Source organism: Flavobacterium sp. W20_MBD1_R3 (assembly GCF_052119725.1).
In the GTDB taxonomy this organism is placed as follows: domain Bacteria; phylum Bacteroidota; class Bacteroidia; order Flavobacteriales; family Flavobacteriaceae; genus Flavobacterium.
Genome location: NZ_JBGQOR010000007.1, coordinates 128,230 through 146,595 on the forward strand (window position 1 = coordinate 128,230; position 18,366 = coordinate 146,595).

The window sequence follows — 18,366 nt, forward strand, 5'->3', positions numbered from 1 at the left end:
TTATGCATTGGGGTTAAAAAAATGAACATCTCTTTGTGGAAAGGGAATAATTATATTGTTGATTCTAAATTGTTTGTCAATTTCAAATCGTAAATCGCTTTTTATTCTTAAAACCGTAAAAGCATCATCTACAAAAAAGTATACAGCAAAATCAAGCGATGAATCTCCAAAATTTTCAAACATAACAATGGGCTCATAATCATTTAAGGTACCCGAAATGTTTTTCGCACAGGAAATTAAAAGTTGCTTTACCAACTCTGTATCCGACCCATACGCCACTCCTACAGCTACACTATCCCGAACTACATTGCTGTTTTGGGTCCAATTGAATAAAATATCAGACAAAAATTTATGATTTGGAATAATCATAACACGCTGATTTTGGGTTAATGCTCTAGTTGAACGCAGGCTTATTTTTTCGATTCGACATACCTTTCCATCCGTCTCGATAATATCGCCAACCTTTAGTGATTGCTCTAAAATAATTAAAATACCTGAAATTAAATCTTGAAAAAGTTGTTGCAATGCAAAACCTAACCCAAGAAAAATAGCTGCTGAAGCTGTTAGCAGCACACTAATATTAACCCCCGACGCATTCAGCGTAAACATGATTACAAACAAATACACTAGATATTGAACAAATTGAAAAATACTAATGAATTTATTTTGATCCTCAATTGGTATATTTCGTGTTATTACTTTTCTGATAAATTTTAAGACGTAACCCGTTGCGATAAAAGCAATTACTAATGCGATAACAGCCCCTACAGTTAGATTTACATCTTTGGTTTTAATTAAACTTAAACCAAACAAATCAATGATTTTGTTTATAATTTCCATCTTAATACTTTAACCATTTATACAATTCTGTCCAACTTGGTTTTTTGCCATACATGAGTATTCCTATGCGGTATATTTTTGCGGCAAACCAAACGACACAAAAGAAGCTTCCAAATAATAACGTTACTGATATTGCAATTTGCCACAAAGGTACACCAAACGGAATTCGCATCAGCATAACGATTGGTGAAGTAAGCGGAATCATTGAAAAAACAACAGCAACTGTACCATGTGGATCATTGATCACAGTAAAAAAACCAACGTAAACACTTAACATTAACGGCATAATAATTGGCAACAAAAATTGTTGTGAATCTGTTTGATTGTCTACAGCAGCACCAATTGCCGCATAAAAAGAACTGTATAGAAAATAACCGCCAATGAAATAAATTACAAAGCCACCAAGAATACTTGCAATCGGTAAATTCCATAATTCCTTAATATACATTTGGGCAGCTCCACTCATTTCTTGCTGTGCAGTTTGCATCATTTCTGGCGAAATACTTGCGGCTGGTCCAACATTTACACCAAAAAACACAGAGGCTGTAAACAATAACGACAATCCAATTATTGCCCAAATAAGAAATTGCAATAATCCTGCTAATGAAGTTCCTATGATTTTCCCCATCATCAATTGAAATGGTTTCACTGAGGAAATTATAATTTCTACAATTCGGCTTGTTTTTTCTTCGATGACACTTCGCATAACCATATTGCCGTAGATAATAATAAACATCATAATTAGATATCCAAATGCGCCGCCAATCCCAATTTTGATTTCGTTAAGCCCTTTAACACTCTCTTCACCAGAGGCTTTTGTCAAGCTGATATTCACTTTTGCCTGAGCATTTTTGATAGCCAGCGTATCTAAATTTGCTTTTTCCAAATTACTTTTAGTCAGTTTATTTGCAATTACATCCTGAACATTTTCAATAAAAGAAATACTGGGACTACTGTTTGAAATAAACTGGATTTTACTTTCAAAATCTTTGGTATTATCTGCTTTTGGAATGAATAACAAACCTTCGTAGCTTTCATTTGTAATACTGTCTTTGAGAAATTTTAAATCTATCACAGACAAATCAAGGTATTTGTATGCGTTATTTTTTTTGTTTTGTGATGTAAATTCATTTACAAACATCCCTGATTCATCATGAATTGCTATTCGTTTAGTCTCTGCTTTCATGGAACTCAAATACGCTACAAAAACAGCGATTCCAACAAATAATAATGGACTTAAGAAAGTCATCACAATAAAAGATTTATTGCGTACCTTAGAAATGAACTCTCTTTTTATAATTAATGATATGATGCTCATTTTAGATTATTAGATTAGCCCTCAACTGCCCGAAGGAGTAATTATGACAAGGGAATTTATTTATTTGAATTATTCGCACCTTAGTTTTAAGACTACTTTATTGTTCTCGCTCTTGGGGTTAGGAACCACTTACTGTTTGAATAAAAATATCATTCACACTTGGTATTTTTTCTACAAAATGCGTTATTTGACCGCACTGGGTCAAGATATTCAATAATTCATTTGGTGTGGCATTCCCTAGTTGTATTTCCAGTTTTAATTCATTGTTTAATGATTTGAAATAAGCTGGACCAACAGTAAATTTCTGAGTAATTGCGTACATCAAACCTTCTATGTTATCCGATAAAATACCTACTTCAAAACTATTGGTCTTGAACTGTCTTTTTACATCGTCTAGTTTTCCTTCAATCAGTTTATTGGATTTATCAATCAACGCAATATGATCGCATAATTCTTCCACACTTTCCATACGGTGTGTGGAGAAAATTATAGTTGCACCTTGTTCTCGTAACGCTAGAATTTCATCTTTTATAATATTAGCATTTACGGGATCAAAACCCGAAAAAGGTTCATCAAAAATCAACAGTTTTGGCTTGTGCAACACACATACTACAAACTGAATTTTCTGTGCCATTCCTTTAGAAAGTTCTTGAATTTTCTTGTTCCACCAACCTTGAATTTCAAATTTCTCAAACCAATACTCCAACTGTTTTTTAGCTTCAGCCTTTGAAAGTCCTTTCATTTGCGCTAAATACAAGCACTGTTCACCCACTTTCATTGTGTTGTACAATCCTCTTTCTTCTGGTAAATAACCTATATACTGCACGTGTTTGGGCTGCAGTTTTTCTCCATCAAGAATAACTTCACCGCTATCCGGTAATGTAATTTGATTTATGATCCGGATTAATGATGTTTTTCCAGCTCCATTTGGACCTAAAAGTCCATATATACTTCCCTTTGGAACCAGCAACGAAACCTCGTTCAGTGCAACATAATCACCGTATCGCTTCACGATTTTATTAACCTCAAGTAAATTATTCATGCTTGCTTTTTAGTTGGTGTAAAAGTAAAATAATTAGTGCCAAAATACTTAAAATAGTTTGATATATGTAACATTTACTTTTTAGTGTTCCCATATCATGCCGGCGTGTATTGATTGGTGTTTGTTAGCAGCATGCCAATTGGTAGTAGTGATTAAATAAAAAACCCATCCTTATCGTAACAAGGATGGGAAATGTATTTTTTAAATCAGTGGGACCTACTAATGTTTAGTTTGCAGTTATTTAGACGAAATCAACTATATCTAAATACAGTTTATTTTACGAGTTTATTGTTATGAAAACATGTCTTTGACTTTCTCAAAAAACGATTTGTCTGATTTTTCCGGATTGGGAATAAAATTCTCGTCACTAATATTTTTTTCGAAAAATTGTCTTTGATCTTTGTTCAATGTTTTTGGCGTCCAAACATTTACATGTACTAATAAATCACCGTTTCCATACCCATTGATACTAGGAATTCCTTTGCCTTTCAATCTCAAAATTTTACCAGATTGAATTCCTTCTTCTAGTTTAATTCTCACCTTACCGTTTATCGCTTCTATGTCTTTCGAAATTCCAAGAACCGCTTCAGCAATACTGATGTATAAATCGTAGTGTAAATTTTCTCCTTCGCGTTTCAAGAATTCATGCTCTAGCTCTTCAATAGCAACAATTAAATCACCCGGAATACTGTTTCCCGGAGCATCGTTCCCTTTATTAGAAACTTTTAACTGCATACCGTCTACTACACCCGCAGGAATTTTTATAGAAACCGTTTCATCTTCAAGAATCATTCCTTGTGAATCTGCTTCTGATGGTTTTTTATCTAAAATTTGTCCTGAACCACCACAAGTAGGACATGTAGATGCTGATTGCATTCTGCCCAAAATTGTATTGGTAACGCGCATCACTTGTCCTTGACCGTTACACGTAGAACACGTTTTGTAACTGACTCCGGGCGCTTGAACCTTACGTTTTACTTTTACTTTTTTCTCCACACCATTGGCTACTTCTTCCAGAGTCAATTTTACCTTGATGCGTAAGTTGCTTCCTTTGGCACGACGAACACCTCCGCCCCCGCCATTGAAACCACCAAAACCACCTCCAAAAATATCACCAAACTGACTGAAAATGTCATCCATATTCATTCCGCCATGGCTGCCACCACCAAATCCGCCAGATCCACCTGAACCGTCAAAAGCTTGGTGACCATATTGGTCATATTTAGCTTTTTTCTGAGGGTCGCTCAAGACTTCATACGCTTCCGCAGCTAGTTTGAACTTATCCTCTGCCGATTTGTCTCCAGGATTTTTGTCGGGATGGTATTGCAATGCGTTTTTTCGATATGCTTTTTTAATTTCAGCAGCATCAGCACTTTTAGAAATGCCTAATATTTCGTAAAAATCTTTTTTCATTTTTATTTTTTGTTTTGTAGAGACGTGCTCTTGTTGAGACGCACTGTAGTGTGTCTCAACCAAAATGCGTCTCTACCACACGTGGTATCAAAGATATTATTAATTCAGAATTTAATTACTGCCCAATAACCACTTTTGGAAAACGAATAATTTTGTCTCCTAATTTGTATCCTTTCTCCAGAACATCAACAATTTTACCTTTCATTTTGTCTGAAGATGCTGGGATTTGCGTAATTGCTTCGGCAAAATCAGCATCAAATACATCTCCTGATTTTACTTCTACTTGTTCTAATCCTTTAGCAACTAGGGTATTTTTTAATTTCTCATGAATCAGCTCCACTCCTTTAAGAAGCACTTCATCTTCTGATTTGCTGATCTCAGCGATAGCTCTGTCAAAATCATCTAATACCGGCAACATTGCTAATATAACCTCTTGGTTAGCCGTTTTGAATAATTCAATACGCTCTTTAGTTGTTCTGCGTTTGTAATTTTCAAATTCAGCAAATAATCGTAAATATTTATCTTTCTCTTTGGCTAAGTCTTGCGTCAATTGCTCTTCTACACTTAATTCCTCAACAATGATTTGCTCTTCGTTGGCATTATTCTCTAATGTCGACTCATCTAATTCTTGATCGATTTCTGTATTTTCGGTAGTCATAGTACTCATATTTTTAAAAATATTCTTAAACTTCATTTTTATTCTTTTTTGGATTGCAAAAGTACTGCCAATTCTTTTAAAATGTCAAATTGTCATCTTTTATCAGAATCAATTAAATACTTGTACTATTTTTAAATAATAACTGTTATTTCGTCCAACACAAAACCTACCTATTTGTTCTTTTTTCGCAAAAAACAAGTCTGCTAAATAAAATCTGACGCTGTAATTTCTCCTTTGTCGAAAAGAGGAAAACAGAAACTCTTAAAATTTTAAGATTATTTTAAGATTTTCTTGATTATGTTTTTTTAGTTTTGTCAAAATTTTTTATTTAGAACACTTTGTAGATAGTAAAAAACCAACGATTTTATTCTAAACAATTATTAATTCACTGTTACCTGATACTAAAAAAAAGCTTCGTTTACTAAAACGGAGCTTTTTTTATATCGTTACTCTTAGCAGTGCAGCAAGGCTTGTTGTAAACTTTCATAATCCAAAGCAGTTTGTTCGCCGGTGATTAGATTTTTAAGTACATACGTATTCGAAGTCATTTCCGCTTCGCCTACAATGACTGCAAAGGGAATGCCTCGTTTGTCCGCATGCTGAAACTGTTTGGCCACTTTGGCATTATCCGGATACAATTCTGCCTTTACCCCTTCAGCTCTTAATTTTTTGATGGCTTGCAATCCATAAAAAGCTTCTGTATCACCATAATTAATAAACAATGCTCTTGAAGTTTCCGCTACGGTTTGCGGGAATAAATTTAATTCTTCGATCACCAAATAAATGCGATCTAATCCAAAAGAAATTCCAACGCCACTCATGTTTTTTAGTCCAAAAATCCCAGTCAAATCATCATATCTTCCTCCCCCACCGATGGACCCCATCGAAACTGATTTTGGTGGAGCCACTTCAAAAATAGCACCGGTATAATAATTCAATCCTCGGGCCAAGGTTACATCTAAGTCTAAAATTGAATTGCTCAACTCCAATTTTGTTACATTTTCACAAATGAAACGCAATTCGTCCACGCCTTTCATTCCTTCCTCTGATTGGGCAAGCAAAACCGAAAGCTGGTTTATTTTCTCTGAAATAGTTCCTGTAAAATTAAATAATGGCTGTACTTTCAGAATCGCATCTTCCGAAATTCCTTTCTCTACCATTTCTTTCTTCACGCCGTCCTCGCCTATTTTGTCGAGTTTATCCAGCGCTACCGTGAAATCAATTAATTTATCTGATGCACCAATCACCTCGGCGATTCCCGATAATATTTTTCGGTTATTGATTTTGATGGTTACCCCTTCTAATCCCAAGGCCGAAAAAACAGTATCATATAATTGTACTAATTCCACTTCCTGCCACAACGACTTAGAACCTACCACATCTGCATCACATTGAAAAAACTCTCTGAAGCGTCCTTTTTGTGGGCGATCAGCCCTCCAAACGGGTTGGATTTGATATCTTTTGAACGGAAATTCAATCTCGTTTTGGTGTTGTACCACATAGCGGGCAAACGGAACGGTTAAGTCATATCGCAATGCTTTCTCGGAAATGCTTGCCGTTAATTTAGTACTGTCTTTATTTTCCAGATGTGTAGCGTTGGCTTTCGCCAAATAATCTCCGGAATTCAAAATTTTAAAAATCAAACGATCACCTTCTTCTCCGTATTTTCCCATTAGGGTTTCGGAGTTTTCAAATGAAGGCGTTTCTATGGGTTGAAAACCAAATTTCTCGAAGTTGCTTTTTATGATTTGGATGATATAGTTTCGTTTTGCCACCTCAGTTGGTGAAAAATCTCTGGTTCCTTTTGGAATACTCGGTTTTGATGCCATTTTAATTAATTACAAATTACGAAATACGAATATCAAAAAACAAAATCGATTTATTCAAAATCGTAATGGCTACTTTGAAAATCGTAATTCTCTCTGCAAATATCCTGATTTTAAAATAAAAAAAATTAGAAATTTCCAATTATCTCAAATTCCTTCTTTTGGTCTTTATTATCAGAAACTCGTTTCAAAAAATCTTTAAGCTCATTAGTCAAAGGCAATTGATTTTGATTGTTCCAAAAAGTTGCCGAATAAGGAAATTTAGCTTTAAAAACATCCTTATCAACAGCAAAATTGGATTCTACTTTTTCATTAGTAATAGAATTGGTTGTAAAATAATCCATTGTTAAGTTGTAATTAAATGACTCATCGCTATTTTTATCAGCCAATACTTCTACTTGTGCATTTAGTTTTGCTAAATTGAGATAATATTTATTTACTGTACTGTTTTTGTTGTATGTGACGAGTTTTTCGTATCGTGTGGTCCTATATTGTGTACTCGAAAGCTTAAATTTCTTAAAAGGTATTACTTCAGGATTGTCGTACATTGTTATGAAAAATTCGACAATTGCGTAATCATTCCTATTAATAATAAAATACCCTTTGCTAATTTGCCCCAAAACATTTTTCTGTTTGGCTTCAAATAAAAATTTTCTAAAATCAAAATCATTACAATCCACCTCGGTAAAAATATTTTGATCTAACGCTGGATAGAATCCACCAAAAAATTCTGTAAAATCTGGAAAGGCAAAATCAATCTGCTTCTTTTTTTCAAAAAAACTAGTTTTCCTCATATTTAAAACTTCGATCTCACTAAAATTTTTGGGTAATGAATTTTTACCCCTTTTGGCGTGAATATCCTGTAACACGACGATGCTGTTCCCTTTTTTGAGTACATTTCTTAAAAAAAAGTTTGATGTATACTTTGCACTATAATTGTCTACCATTTTAGCATAGACTTTTTTAATAAACGATTCATTATTAGCCACAACAACTTCCTTTAGTTCAAAGGCTTTGGCTTCCATAAAGATAGTGTCGTGACTTTCTATTCTTTCAAAGGTAGTTTTCAGAGAATTATAGCCCAGTAAATTAAAATTAATTTCGTTTTGCCCAGAAATAAACACAAATAATCCCTCTTGATTTGTTGTAGAATTGTCTTTATCATTGTAAATACTAACATTTTCTAAAGGTACTTTTGTTGTTTTATCAGCAATCATTTTAGTGATTTTAAAATTCTGGGAGTGCCCAACATTGCTAAAAAAAAGAATGTAGAAAAAAGCAAAAAAAATATTATTCATTACAATTAATTATAAGTTAAGGTTTTCAAAAAAATATTTCATCAAAATGAAAATTTCGATTTTATCCCACCAAATATATTCATTCGAAATAAATATTCTATCTTATAAAGCAAAATTGTAACAAAATTTGTATTTTCGTGTCAAACGTGTATGATGTTAAAATTATTCAAAGAAAATATTCGGATCGCACTAGGTTCCATCCGAACACAATTGTTGCGAACGGTGCTTACAGTGATGATTATCGCTATTGGGATCACGGCATTAGTTAGTATTCTGACGGTTGTTTCGGCACTTGAAAACACTATTTCCTCTGATTTTGCATCGATGGGAGCCAATACTTTCAATATAAAACAATACGAAAACACCACTCGAAATCGTGGCGGTGACGAGCGTGAAATAATTAACCCCATCATCTCTTATCCAGAAGCCGTTGCTTTTAAGAATAAATACAACTATCCTTTTACGGAAACATCGCTTTCTTTTACAGCGACCTCAGCCCAAGAAGTCAAATATGAAGCTACAAAGACGGATCCTGAAAATGCAATTCTTGGCGTAGATGAATTTTTTGTTACCAATTCTGGATTAGAAACTAGTGCCGGCCGAAACTTTACGAGATTTGACGTTGACAACAATGCCTATGTGTGCATTGTAGGATCTGATTTTGAGAAAGGATTACTGAAAGATATCAATCCCATTGATAAAATAATATCCATCCGAGGGGCTAAATTCAAGGTTATCGGAGTTTTGAAAGAGAAAGGATCCACGTTTGGGAACAGTCAGGATTTACGGGTTTTGATTCCCATACAGCTGGCGCGCTCCTTATTTACAGCACCTAGCATCAATTACACCGTTAGTGTGATGGTTGGCAAAAAAGAATTATTAGAACAAGCCATTGATAATGCGAATAGTACGATGCGCCGCGTTCGTAAACTGAGCCCCGTTGAGGACAATAATTTTGGAGTCGTGCGCAGTGATGACCTGATCAACCGAATCCTTGGAATCACCAAATACCTGGGACTGGCATCCTGGCTCATTGGTATCATCACCGTTCTGGGATCTTCGATCGCGTTGATGAACATCATGATCGTTTCGGTTACAGAACGCACCAGGGAAATTGGAGTCCGAAAAGCGTTGGGGGCCAAGAAAACCACTATTGCCGTTCAGTTTTTTATAGAAACACTGCTGATTGGTCAAATGGGCGGATTAGTGGGAATTATTTTTGGAATCCTGATCGGATTTGGTATTGCAACAGCCATGGATTTTGTATTCGTAATTCCGTGGGGAGCAATTATGGCGGCGTTTATCACCAGTTTCATTGTAGCAATTGCCTCCGGTTTATATCCCGCAATCAAAGCCGCTGTACTCGACCCTATTGAGGCCTTGCGATACGAATAATGTACCGTTTTCATCGCCATTGAAACCAACCCAATTCCTTTTCCGTGACAATTTGGGCGTGACCCCAGTACAAAAAAGGGGCTCACTTATGCTGCGTGCTAGTTGCCCCTTTACGTACTGCGGTCGGGTCATCCGCGTTACAAGGTAACCAGCTGCTACCCCTCACGCAAACCGTCTAAAAACAAATCTTTCACATCAAAGAACAAACAAAAGCTGGGTTCGATTGTTTTATTCCTCGCAGTGACAACTGATCATTCTGTCATTACCGTAAATATCCTTGCGCAATTCGATGTTTTTGAAGTTCATTCTTTCCAGTAAATCAACCATTTCTTTGCCCAAATACTGATTGATTTCAAAGTACAACTTTCCGTTTGGCCGCAAGTTTTTTTGAGCCAATTCCGCTATTTTTTTGTAAAAAATCAACGCGTCAGTATCTTCGACAAAAAGTGCCAAATGAGGTTCATTATCCAAAACATTTTTCTTGATTTCCTCTTTTTCTAAATTGCGAACATAAGGCGGATTCGATACGATAATATCAAATTGTTGATCTAACCCTTCGACCACGCTCAGGGAAACCACTTCAAGAATATTCTGATTGATAAAAGTAACATTCACAGCATTATTCTGCGCGTTTTTTTGGGCTGTAGCCAACGCTTTTTCAGAAACATCAATTGCAAAAACCTGTGCAAATGGCAGATTTTTCGCTAATGAAATAGCAATACAACCGCTGCCTGTTCCAATATCCAAAACACGTATCTTTTGACTTTCGCCTTTTGACTTTTGACTTTCTAAAATCCATTCGACCAATTCTTCAGTTTCTGGTCTTGGAATCAAAACAGTATCATTGACTTCAAAATCCAATCCGTAAAAACTCGTCTTTCCTAAAAGATATTGAATTGGAATTTCCTGTTTCAATTGTTCCAAAATCGAATTCCAAACGACAAGTTCGGCCTCCGAAAAAACCAAATCAGGATGCAACGCCATGTCTATTCTTTTCAGTTGATGCTTTTCTTCTAAAATTAAATAGAAAAAACTCTCCGCTTCACCAACATCATAAATTGGAGTCAGCTCCTCGATAAATTGGGCTCTGTATGCTTTAATTTTAAAGGTGCTGTTTTTCATTTATGATTTATAATTTTTTGAGCATCCAAATCGGACAACTGCTGTGACCGGTATTTCCCATAGGAGACTCCAGATATTCAAAACCTACTTTCTTATACAGTTTTTGGGCGTCAAGCATAAATGGCATGGTTTCGAGATAACATTTTTCAAAACCAAAACCCTTGGCACTTTCTAAACATTTCGCCATCATTTCGCTTCCTAATCCCAGCCCTCTAGTTTCCGGCAGAAAATACATTTTTTGAAGTTCGCAAATGGTCTCTACTCCATTTTCAAGAGGGGCAACCCCGGCAGAACCTATGATTTTTCCATCCTTTTCTAAAACAAAATATACTGATTTTGGCTTATTGTATTCCTCAAACATCAAATCTAAATAGGGATCTTCATAAGCCGTCCCTACTTTTGGGATGTTCATTTCGTCAAAAACGGAACGAATCAATTGCGCAACAGCAGTATTGTCTTCTTTTTTAATTTTTCTAATGTGGTACTTTTCCATGTTATTTCCGAAACTAATTTTTGTCGCAAAAGTATTAATTGTTTGTTGTTATTTTCAAAAGTATTACAACAATTCCCGCCGCAGAACATCAAAATTGGGCTACTATTCAAAAAGCATTACTTTTGCATTGTGAAAATACATGAAAAATATATCAAAAGGTGCATCGAATTAGCCAAAAACGGTCTTGGAACTACTTACCCAAATCCTCTGGTAGGCAGTGTGATTGTTTACGATGGTAAAATCATTGGCGAAGGCTGGCATCAAAAAGCAGGAGAACCTCACGCCGAAGTCAATGCAGTGAATTCCGTTAAAGACAAATCATTGTTAAAAAAAGCAACTATTTATGTGAGCTTAGAACCCTGCAGTCATTTTGGCAAAACCCCGCCTTGTTGTGATTTAATTATTGCCAATAAAATTCCGAACGTGGTTATAGGAACCGTAGATTCCAACGTAAAAGTAGCAGGAAACGGAATCAAAAAGCTGATGGAAGCCGGAACAAATGTTACCGTTGGGGTTCTGGAAGCGGAATGTAACGAACTTAATAAAAGATTTTTTACATTTCATGAAAAGAAAAGGCCTTATATAATCCTAAAATGGGCCGAAAGCCAAGACGGTTTCATCGCGCCACTGGAACGATCCGAAAATAAACCCGTTTGGATTACCAATCCTTACTCTAGACAAATGGTACACAAATGGCGCACTGAGGAGCAGGCTATTTTGGTGGGAACACAAACCGTTGTTGATGATAACCCAAAACTAAATGCCCGAGATTGGTATGGAAACGATCCTATCCGAATTGTTTTAGACCGAAGCAACCGCATTCCAAAAAATAGTCATATTCTTGACAATCAAGTTAAAACTATGCTATTTTCCGAATTTAGAATGGGTGTTGAAAAAGAAAATGTTATCTTTGAAACAATCGATTTTAAAAAAAACAGAGCTGAACAAGTCCTTCAGTCGCTGTACAAACAGCAAATACAATCCGTTATTATTGAAGGCGGAAGACAAACACTGCAAACTTTTATCGATGCCAATCTATGGGATGAAGCCCGAATATTTATTGGAAACATCCAATTTGAAACCGGAATCAGAGCTCCTGTTTTCGTTCATAAACAGTTCAGCAAACAGTGCATTGGTACAGACGAACTTCTAATTCACAGAAACCATGATTAACACTATTATTTTTGATTTTGGAGATGTTTTTATCAATCTAGATAAACAAGCCACCAGTACTGCTTTCAAAAAATTGGGCTTGAAGGAATGGAATGCGGACTTAGATCAATTGAGCACCGCGTTTGAAACCGGTAAAGTTTCTCGTGAGGATTTTCTTCTTGGCATTCAAAAGCACATTCCAGAAGCAAGTATAAAAGAAATTTTAGCAGCATGGAATGCTATTTTGCTAGATTTCCCTTTGTATCGATTGGAATTTTTGCAAATGCTTTCCCAAAAATATCGTTTGTTTTTGTTATCCAATACAGATGCCATTCACATTGAAACATTCGAACAGACCAATGGGATTTCTTTTTACAGGGATTTTTATCAATGTTTTGAAAAAGTCTATTTTTCGTTTGAGCTAGGCTTAAAAAAACCCAATCCCGAAGCTTTCCTTCATGTAATCAACAACCATGAGTTAGCGCCTAAGCGAACATTATTTGTAGATGATAAAAAAGAAAATACGGATGCCGCACTCGCATTGGGATTCGAGGTTTGGAATTTACAAGTGGGCAAAGAAGATGTTATTCATTTATTAGACAAAAAAATACTTTGACCGTAGGCCCTAAAAGCGACATCAATTATCAAATTTCACTCTTTTTTTTACATTTACATTGGAAGATACTTATAACACTATTGAAGATCCTTCAATAGAGCTGCTGTTAAAAGAAAAAAACAGCAAATTTTTTGGCTATGCCTACCCCATTCAATCGGAAGACGAAGTAAAGCCAATCATCGAAATACTGCGAAAACAACATCCCCATGCCGGCCATTTTTGTTATGCCTATCAAATAGGCACTCAAGAAGTGAGTTATAGAGCAAATGATGATGGAGAGCCAAGTCATAGTGCTGGCATGCCTATTTACGGCCAAATTCAGTCGTTTTCAGTCACTAATGTTTTACTGGTTGTTGTAAGGATCTTTGGCGGCGTAAAGTTAGGTGTAGGAGGTTTGATTACCGCTTACAAGACAACGGCACAATTAGTACTTGAAAGCTGCGAAATTGTTGAAAAAACAATCGACATCCATTTTAGCATTTCCTTTGATTACCAAAATATGAATAAAGTAATGCGAGTAATCAAGGAAAAAAAATTAGAAATTGTATCTCAAGAGATGGAAATAAATGAGATTACCGCACTTCCGATAGGTAAAATCGAGCTGAAAACCCGAAAAAAAAATGCCGAAATGGTATTCGACATTTTCAATTCGATGTTCGAAATCGGTATAAATCGGCTCTAATTATGATCCAAAATGGCTTCTTTTATACTTTATTCCATTGTTTTAAACAATTCTAAAATATAATCTGGCGGAGCTATTGGCCGACCCGTTTTTAAGGACACAAAAACCAGAATAAATTGGGCAGTTGTTAATAACTCATCAGATTCATTATATATAGCACAATCAAATTCTATCTTAACGGAGCTCTGACTTTTGAAAACCGTGTGAACCGTTAACAACTCATCATACCGCGCTGATTTTTTATAATTTATATTCATAGAAACAATAGGAAGTGCTATGCCGCTTTCCTCCATGATCTTATAGGAGATCCCTTTGTTTCTAAGCCATTCCACCCTTCCTATCTCAAAATAAGGGATATAATTCCCGTGATATACAACCCCCATTTGGTCGGTTTCAGAGTAGCGTACCCTAACTTCTATTTGATGATCTTTCATTACTTATGTATTAAAAATTTGAAATTTAAAAAGCCTCTTACAACAATAATTCGTGAAATTTTAACCCCATATATTTTTTTTTACAGAAATTTGTTCACATATTTGTTACCCCGATAAATAATAGTAAAACACCTTTTTTTTAGTAAGATAATAATTACCAATTAAAAACAATTTAAAAGAATATATGAACAAAACTGCTCAATCAGTATGGGAAAACTGTTTGTCTTTCATAAAAGACAACATCCAAGACCAAGCGTACAAAACTTGGTTCGAACCAATCAAATCAGTTGAACTTACCGATAACGCATTATATATTCAAGTTCCTAGCAAATTTTTCTATGAATGGTTAGAAGAGCACTATGTAAAATTACTAAAAGTGGCTCTTACTAAAGAACTTGGAAAAAATGCTAAGTTACTTTATAAAATCAGAATGGAAAACACTTATGGCAATAAACAACCGTTTACAGAACAGTTGCCAAGTGCTAATAGAGTTCCAATGAAACCGCAGGAAGTTGATGCTCCATTTAAAAACTTAAACCCGGAATTAAAAAATCCATTCGTAATCCCAGGAATCCGTAACCTAAAAATTGAATCACAACTGAATGCTAATTACAGTTTTGACAATTTTCTAGAAGGAGATTCAAATCGATTGGCTCGTTCTGCCGGTATGGCTGTGGCCAATAAACCTGGGGGAACCTCATTTAACCCGTTGCTTATTTTTGGTGGAGTTGGTCTTGGAAAAACGCACTTGGCGCATGCCATTGGCGTAGAGATAAAAGACAAATACCCTGAAAAAACTGTTTTATACATTTCTGCTGAAATTTTTACACAACAATACATTGATTCGGTTAAGAAAAATAACCGGAATGATTTCATTCATTTCTATCAGTTAATTGATGTTTTAATTATTGATGATGTGCAATTCCTTTCTGGTAAATCAGGAACTCAGGATGTGTTCTTCCATATTTTTAATTATTTACATCAAAACGGCAAACAAGTCATCTTGACTTCGGATAAAGCGCCAGTTGACATGCAAGATATTGAGCAACGCTTACTTTCTCGTTTCAAATGGGGATTATCCGCTGAATTGCACCAACCGGATTATGAAACTAGAATCTCGATCCTTAAAAATATATTGTACAGAGATGGTGTCGAAATCCCAGAAGAAATCATTGAGTACGTAGCCCGCAACATTAAATCGAATGTAAGGGAACTAGAAGGAGCTATCATCTCATTGATTGCGCAATCCTCTTTTAACAAAAAAGAAGTAACGCTGGAACTTGCAAAAAGTGTCGTTGAAAAATTTGTAAAAAATGTAAAACGAGAAATTTCTATCGATTACATCCAGAAAATTGTATCGGATTATTTCCAATTGGATTTAGAAACCCTACAATCAAAAACCAGAAAAAGACACGTGGTGCAAGCCCGACAGTTAGCAATGTTTTTCGCTAAGAAATTCACGAAAGCATCATTGGCTAATATTGGCTCTCAAATTGGAGACCGCGATCATGCAACAGTATTACACGCCTGTAAAACGGTTGACAATTTAGTAGCGACTGATAAGCAATTCAAAAAGTTTGTCGAAGATATCAATAAAAAATTAACGCTATAAACCCAGCATGTCCACAAAAATTTTAATGGTTTGTTTGGGAAATATTTGCCGTTCCCCACTAGCCGAAGGTATATTAGCCTCGAAACTTCCTAAAGATAAGTTCATCGTAGACTCGGCAGGAACCGGTTCTTGGCACATTGGCCATGCACCTGACGAGCGTTCTATTGCGGTTGCAAAAAAAAATCAGATCCAGATTTCACATCAAAAAGGAAGACAATTCAGCACAACTGATTTTGACAATTTTGATTACATCTACGTAATGGATAATTCTAATTACACTAATGTCATCGCACTTGCTCAAAACCAGCAACAATCAGATAAAGTCAAGCTGATTTTGAATGAATTATTTCCAGATGAAAATGTTGATGTTCCCGATCCCTATTTTGGTTTAACCAACGGATTTGAGATCGTTTACAACATGCTTGATGAAGTTTGTGCCGTTATTGCTAAAAAACTAGTCGAGAAACATCTTTAATTTTTAAAGTAAGTTGTCTTACACTCATTATTACCAATTCCTTACCACACCCCACTGAGGAACAACAAACACAGTTATGAAATCAAATTCAGTTTTTGGAAAACTCTATCTAATTCCCACCACTATGGGAGATTGTGATCCTTTGGATGTTTTGCCGCAAACCATAAAAAGAAGTATTGATCTCATTGATTATTATATTGTTGAAAACGATAAAACTGCCCGTAAATCGATCAAAAGTGTTAGTCCCGAGAAAAAACAATCTGAGTTAAAACTTTTTGTTTTGAACAAACACACTGAAATCAAAGAGCATTTAGACTTTATACAACCGTTGCTGGAAGGTCACAACATGGGTTTAATGAGCGAAGCCGGATGCCCCGGAGTTGCTGATCCAGGTGCTGTGATTGTCAAGTTAGCTCACGAAAAAGGTATTCAAGTGATTCCTTTAGTAGGTCCTTCTTCTATTCTATTGGCAATGATGGCCTCTGGAATGAATGGACAAAGCTTTACTTTTCATGGCTATTTGCCTATTGAAAAAGACGAAAAGAAAGCCAGTTTTAAAACCTTAGAAAGAGTTTCTTTTGAAAAAAACCAGTCTCAGATTTTCATTGAAACTCCATATCGCAATAATAAATTACTAGAGGATTTGATTCAAACATTGCATCCTGAAACACACTTGTGTATTGCGACGGATATTACATTACCGACAGAATACATCAAAACTAAAAAAATTGCGGCCTGGAAAAAAGAATCTATCGATTTGCACAAGCGCCCAACCATTTTTATTATCCACAAAATGTAGTGCGACCTGATCCGTTTAGAGGTTGTGATCCCGAATTTATTTTTAAATTTACAAGCCGCAAAAACAATACCGAAAACACAGATTTTAAACTTTAAAAAATACAACTAATTTTCTTATTTACCTTGTAATCAATTGATATAAAGTATTTTATAGTTTTATTTATTTTAAAAAATAATGCCTATCCATTCTGTTTTTGAGTATTAAAATGGATTTTCCTGCTAAAAAGATTCTAGGAAATAAGCACTCCTCTTAACACTATTTACAAAAAAATTAACCGCGCCACTTCTAAAAAAGGGCTACATTTACTATTGCCCAAGATCTATTTTTGAACACAAATTCAAGAAACAAAACCTGCTACTGTTTTGAAAATTATTGAATAAATACCTTTAAAAAAACAAAAGGGGAAGAAAATAGCAAACCTTACTAAATTTATTTAATCAATAATAAACGTGTATTAAATTTAAATTTAAAGGAAAATATCATGAAAGCAATTAGTATCGTTTTACTTTTTTTAAGTAGTATCACAGCATCTTTTTCTCAGGATAAAGCAAGTACATCCACGAAAGGGAGCATTAGGATGGAAGAACTACCAGCCGTTGTTATTAAGAGTGCAGGGAAAGATTTTTCTGTGTACCTACCCGATAGAAATCCAGACCCAACGGTGAGAGAAATTGAAGACCAATTTATCGCTTACGATTTAGGGAGAGATTATGAAGGTTTTGAAAGTTATTTAGTCATTATGGAAACCGCCAAAGGCTCCTTGACTGCAACCTATAATCAAAACGGAAAACTAACTAGTGTGGTTGAAAATTACAAAGATATCAAACTTCCCACAGCGGTTATTTACTCCATTTACAAGTCATTTCCGGGTTGGCAAATTATAAATGATAAATATTTATATGAACAAAAAGAAGGAGATGTGGTTAAAAAAGAATACAACATCCGAATAAAAAAGGAGAAAGAAATTCGCAAATTAGTGGTTTCGCCTTTTGGTGAAATCATTAAAGAAAAGTAAAAATCCAGTTTTTGAAAAGAAAGCTGCCTTTTTGGTGGCTTTTTTTATTATGTAAGCTCGTTGTCTGCTGAGCGGACTACAATTTGAAAACAATAGCACACGGATAAAACGGATTAAGTGCATTTGCGCTAATCAAATACCTCTATACTTTCTAAGTGATAGAATTGCAAATGGTG

At 35.2% G+C, this 18,366-nt stretch carries 18 protein-coding genes; 8 read left to right on the top strand and 10 right to left on the bottom strand.

What is annotated here, in order from left to right:
* The 7 genes from ACEN2F_RS10960 to ACEN2F_RS10990 form a co-directional block, all read right to left on the bottom strand.
* Positions 1-840: a mechanosensitive ion channel family protein gene (locus ACEN2F_RS10960; protein WP_441739022.1), complete on the bottom strand. Its 840-nt coding sequence runs from the start codon at positions 838-840 to the stop codon at positions 1-3.
* 1 nt (position 841) lies between these two features.
* Positions 842-2,158, bottom strand: coding sequence for an ABC transporter permease (locus ACEN2F_RS10965; protein WP_441739024.1), 1,317 nt, complete (start codon positions 2,156-2,158; stop codon positions 842-844).
* A gap of 118 nt (positions 2,159-2,276) precedes the next feature.
* Positions 2,277-3,200, bottom strand: coding sequence for an ABC transporter ATP-binding protein (locus ACEN2F_RS10970; protein WP_441739025.1), 924 nt, complete (start codon positions 3,198-3,200; stop codon positions 2,277-2,279).
* A 291-nt stretch (positions 3,201-3,491) separates the two neighbouring features.
* Positions 3,492-4,613 carry a molecular chaperone DnaJ gene (dnaJ, locus tag ACEN2F_RS10975; protein WP_441739027.1) on the bottom strand — a complete coding sequence of 374 codons (1,122 nt, stop codon included), beginning with the start codon at positions 4,611-4,613 and terminating at the stop codon, positions 3,492-3,494.
* A 115-nt stretch (positions 4,614-4,728) separates the two neighbouring features.
* Entirely contained in the window at positions 4,729-5,307 is a 579-nt protein-coding gene (locus ACEN2F_RS10980) for a nucleotide exchange factor GrpE (RefSeq protein WP_441739029.1), read from the bottom strand.
* Positions 5,308-5,723: 416 nt separating this feature from the next.
* On the bottom strand, positions 5,724-7,100 hold the full coding sequence (gene hisS / locus ACEN2F_RS10985) for a histidine--tRNA ligase (protein WP_441739031.1): 1,377 nt from the start codon (positions 7,098-7,100) through the stop codon (positions 5,724-5,726).
* A 125-nt stretch (positions 7,101-7,225) separates the two neighbouring features.
* Complete coding sequence (locus ACEN2F_RS10990; protein WP_441739033.1) at positions 7,226-8,395, bottom strand: hypothetical protein; 1,170 nt, start codon at positions 8,393-8,395, stop codon at positions 7,226-7,228.
* Between the two features lie 150 nt (positions 8,396-8,545).
* Here ACEN2F_RS10990 and ACEN2F_RS10995 point away from each other — a divergent pair, with 150 nt between their 5' ends.
* On the top strand, positions 8,546-9,790 hold the full coding sequence (locus ACEN2F_RS10995) for an ABC transporter permease (RefSeq protein WP_441739035.1): 1,245 nt from the start codon (positions 8,546-8,548) through the stop codon (positions 9,788-9,790).
* Between the two features lie 228 nt (positions 9,791-10,018).
* Here ACEN2F_RS10995 and prmC read toward each other — a convergent pair whose 3' ends face one another.
* Together prmC and ACEN2F_RS11005 are read right to left on the bottom strand one after the other, a co-directional pair.
* The gene (prmC, locus tag ACEN2F_RS11000; RefSeq protein WP_441739036.1) at positions 10,019-10,912 is read right to left on the bottom strand and encodes a peptide chain release factor N(5)-glutamine methyltransferase; all 894 of its coding nucleotides are present in this window, start codon (positions 10,910-10,912) and stop codon (positions 10,019-10,021) included.
* A gap of 7 nt (positions 10,913-10,919) precedes the next feature.
* Positions 10,920-11,405, bottom strand: a complete 486-nt coding sequence (locus ACEN2F_RS11005; RefSeq protein WP_441739038.1) for a GNAT family N-acetyltransferase — start codon at positions 11,403-11,405, stop codon at positions 10,920-10,922.
* A 129-nt stretch (positions 11,406-11,534) separates the two neighbouring features.
* Between ACEN2F_RS11005 and ribD the strand changes: the two genes are divergently transcribed.
* The 3 genes from ribD to ACEN2F_RS11020 are packed head-to-tail and all read left to right on the top strand — an operon-like array spanning position 11,535 to position 13,855.
* Positions 11,535-12,578 carry a bifunctional diaminohydroxyphosphoribosylaminopyrimidine deaminase/5-amino-6-(5-phosphoribosylamino)uracil reductase RibD gene (gene ribD, locus ACEN2F_RS11010; RefSeq protein ID WP_441739040.1) on the top strand — a complete coding sequence of 348 codons (1,044 nt, stop codon included), beginning with the start codon at positions 11,535-11,537 and terminating at the stop codon, positions 12,576-12,578.
* Positions 12,571-13,173 (top strand): HAD family hydrolase, encoded by a 603-nt coding sequence (locus ACEN2F_RS11015; protein ID WP_441739041.1) that lies wholly within the window; start codon positions 12,571-12,573, stop codon positions 13,171-13,173. Before ribD ends, ACEN2F_RS11015 begins: the two co-directional genes overlap by 8 nt.
* A gap of 58 nt (positions 13,174-13,231) precedes the next feature.
* Entirely contained in the window at positions 13,232-13,855 is a 624-nt protein-coding gene (locus tag ACEN2F_RS11020) for an IMPACT family protein (RefSeq protein ID WP_441739043.1), read from the top strand.
* Positions 13,856-13,884: 29 nt separating this feature from the next.
* Here ACEN2F_RS11020 and ACEN2F_RS11025 read toward each other — a convergent pair whose 3' ends face one another.
* The gene (locus ACEN2F_RS11025; RefSeq protein WP_441739045.1) at positions 13,885-14,289 is read right to left on the bottom strand and encodes an acyl-CoA thioesterase; all 405 of its coding nucleotides are present in this window, start codon (positions 14,287-14,289) and stop codon (positions 13,885-13,887) included.
* Positions 14,290-14,473: 184 nt separating this feature from the next.
* On the opposite strand from ACEN2F_RS11025, the gene dnaA reads away from it, so the two are divergent.
* From dnaA to ACEN2F_RS11045, 4 genes are all read left to right on the top strand, one after another.
* A complete protein-coding gene (gene dnaA, locus ACEN2F_RS11030; protein WP_035674283.1) occupies positions 14,474-15,901 on the top strand; it encodes a chromosomal replication initiator protein DnaA in 1,428 nt (475 codons plus the stop codon).
* A 7-nt stretch (positions 15,902-15,908) separates the two neighbouring features.
* Positions 15,909-16,376, top strand: a complete 468-nt coding sequence (locus ACEN2F_RS11035) for a low molecular weight protein-tyrosine-phosphatase (protein WP_441739047.1) — start codon at positions 15,909-15,911, stop codon at positions 16,374-16,376.
* Positions 16,377-16,452: 76 nt separating this feature from the next.
* Complete coding sequence (locus tag ACEN2F_RS11040; RefSeq protein WP_441739049.1) at positions 16,453-17,175, top strand: SAM-dependent methyltransferase; 723 nt, start codon at positions 16,453-16,455, stop codon at positions 17,173-17,175.
* A 481-nt stretch (positions 17,176-17,656) separates the two neighbouring features.
* Entirely contained in the window at positions 17,657-18,190 is a 534-nt protein-coding gene (locus ACEN2F_RS11045) for a hypothetical protein (protein WP_441739051.1), read from the top strand.
* Positions 18,191-18,366 lie beyond the last annotated feature (176 nt).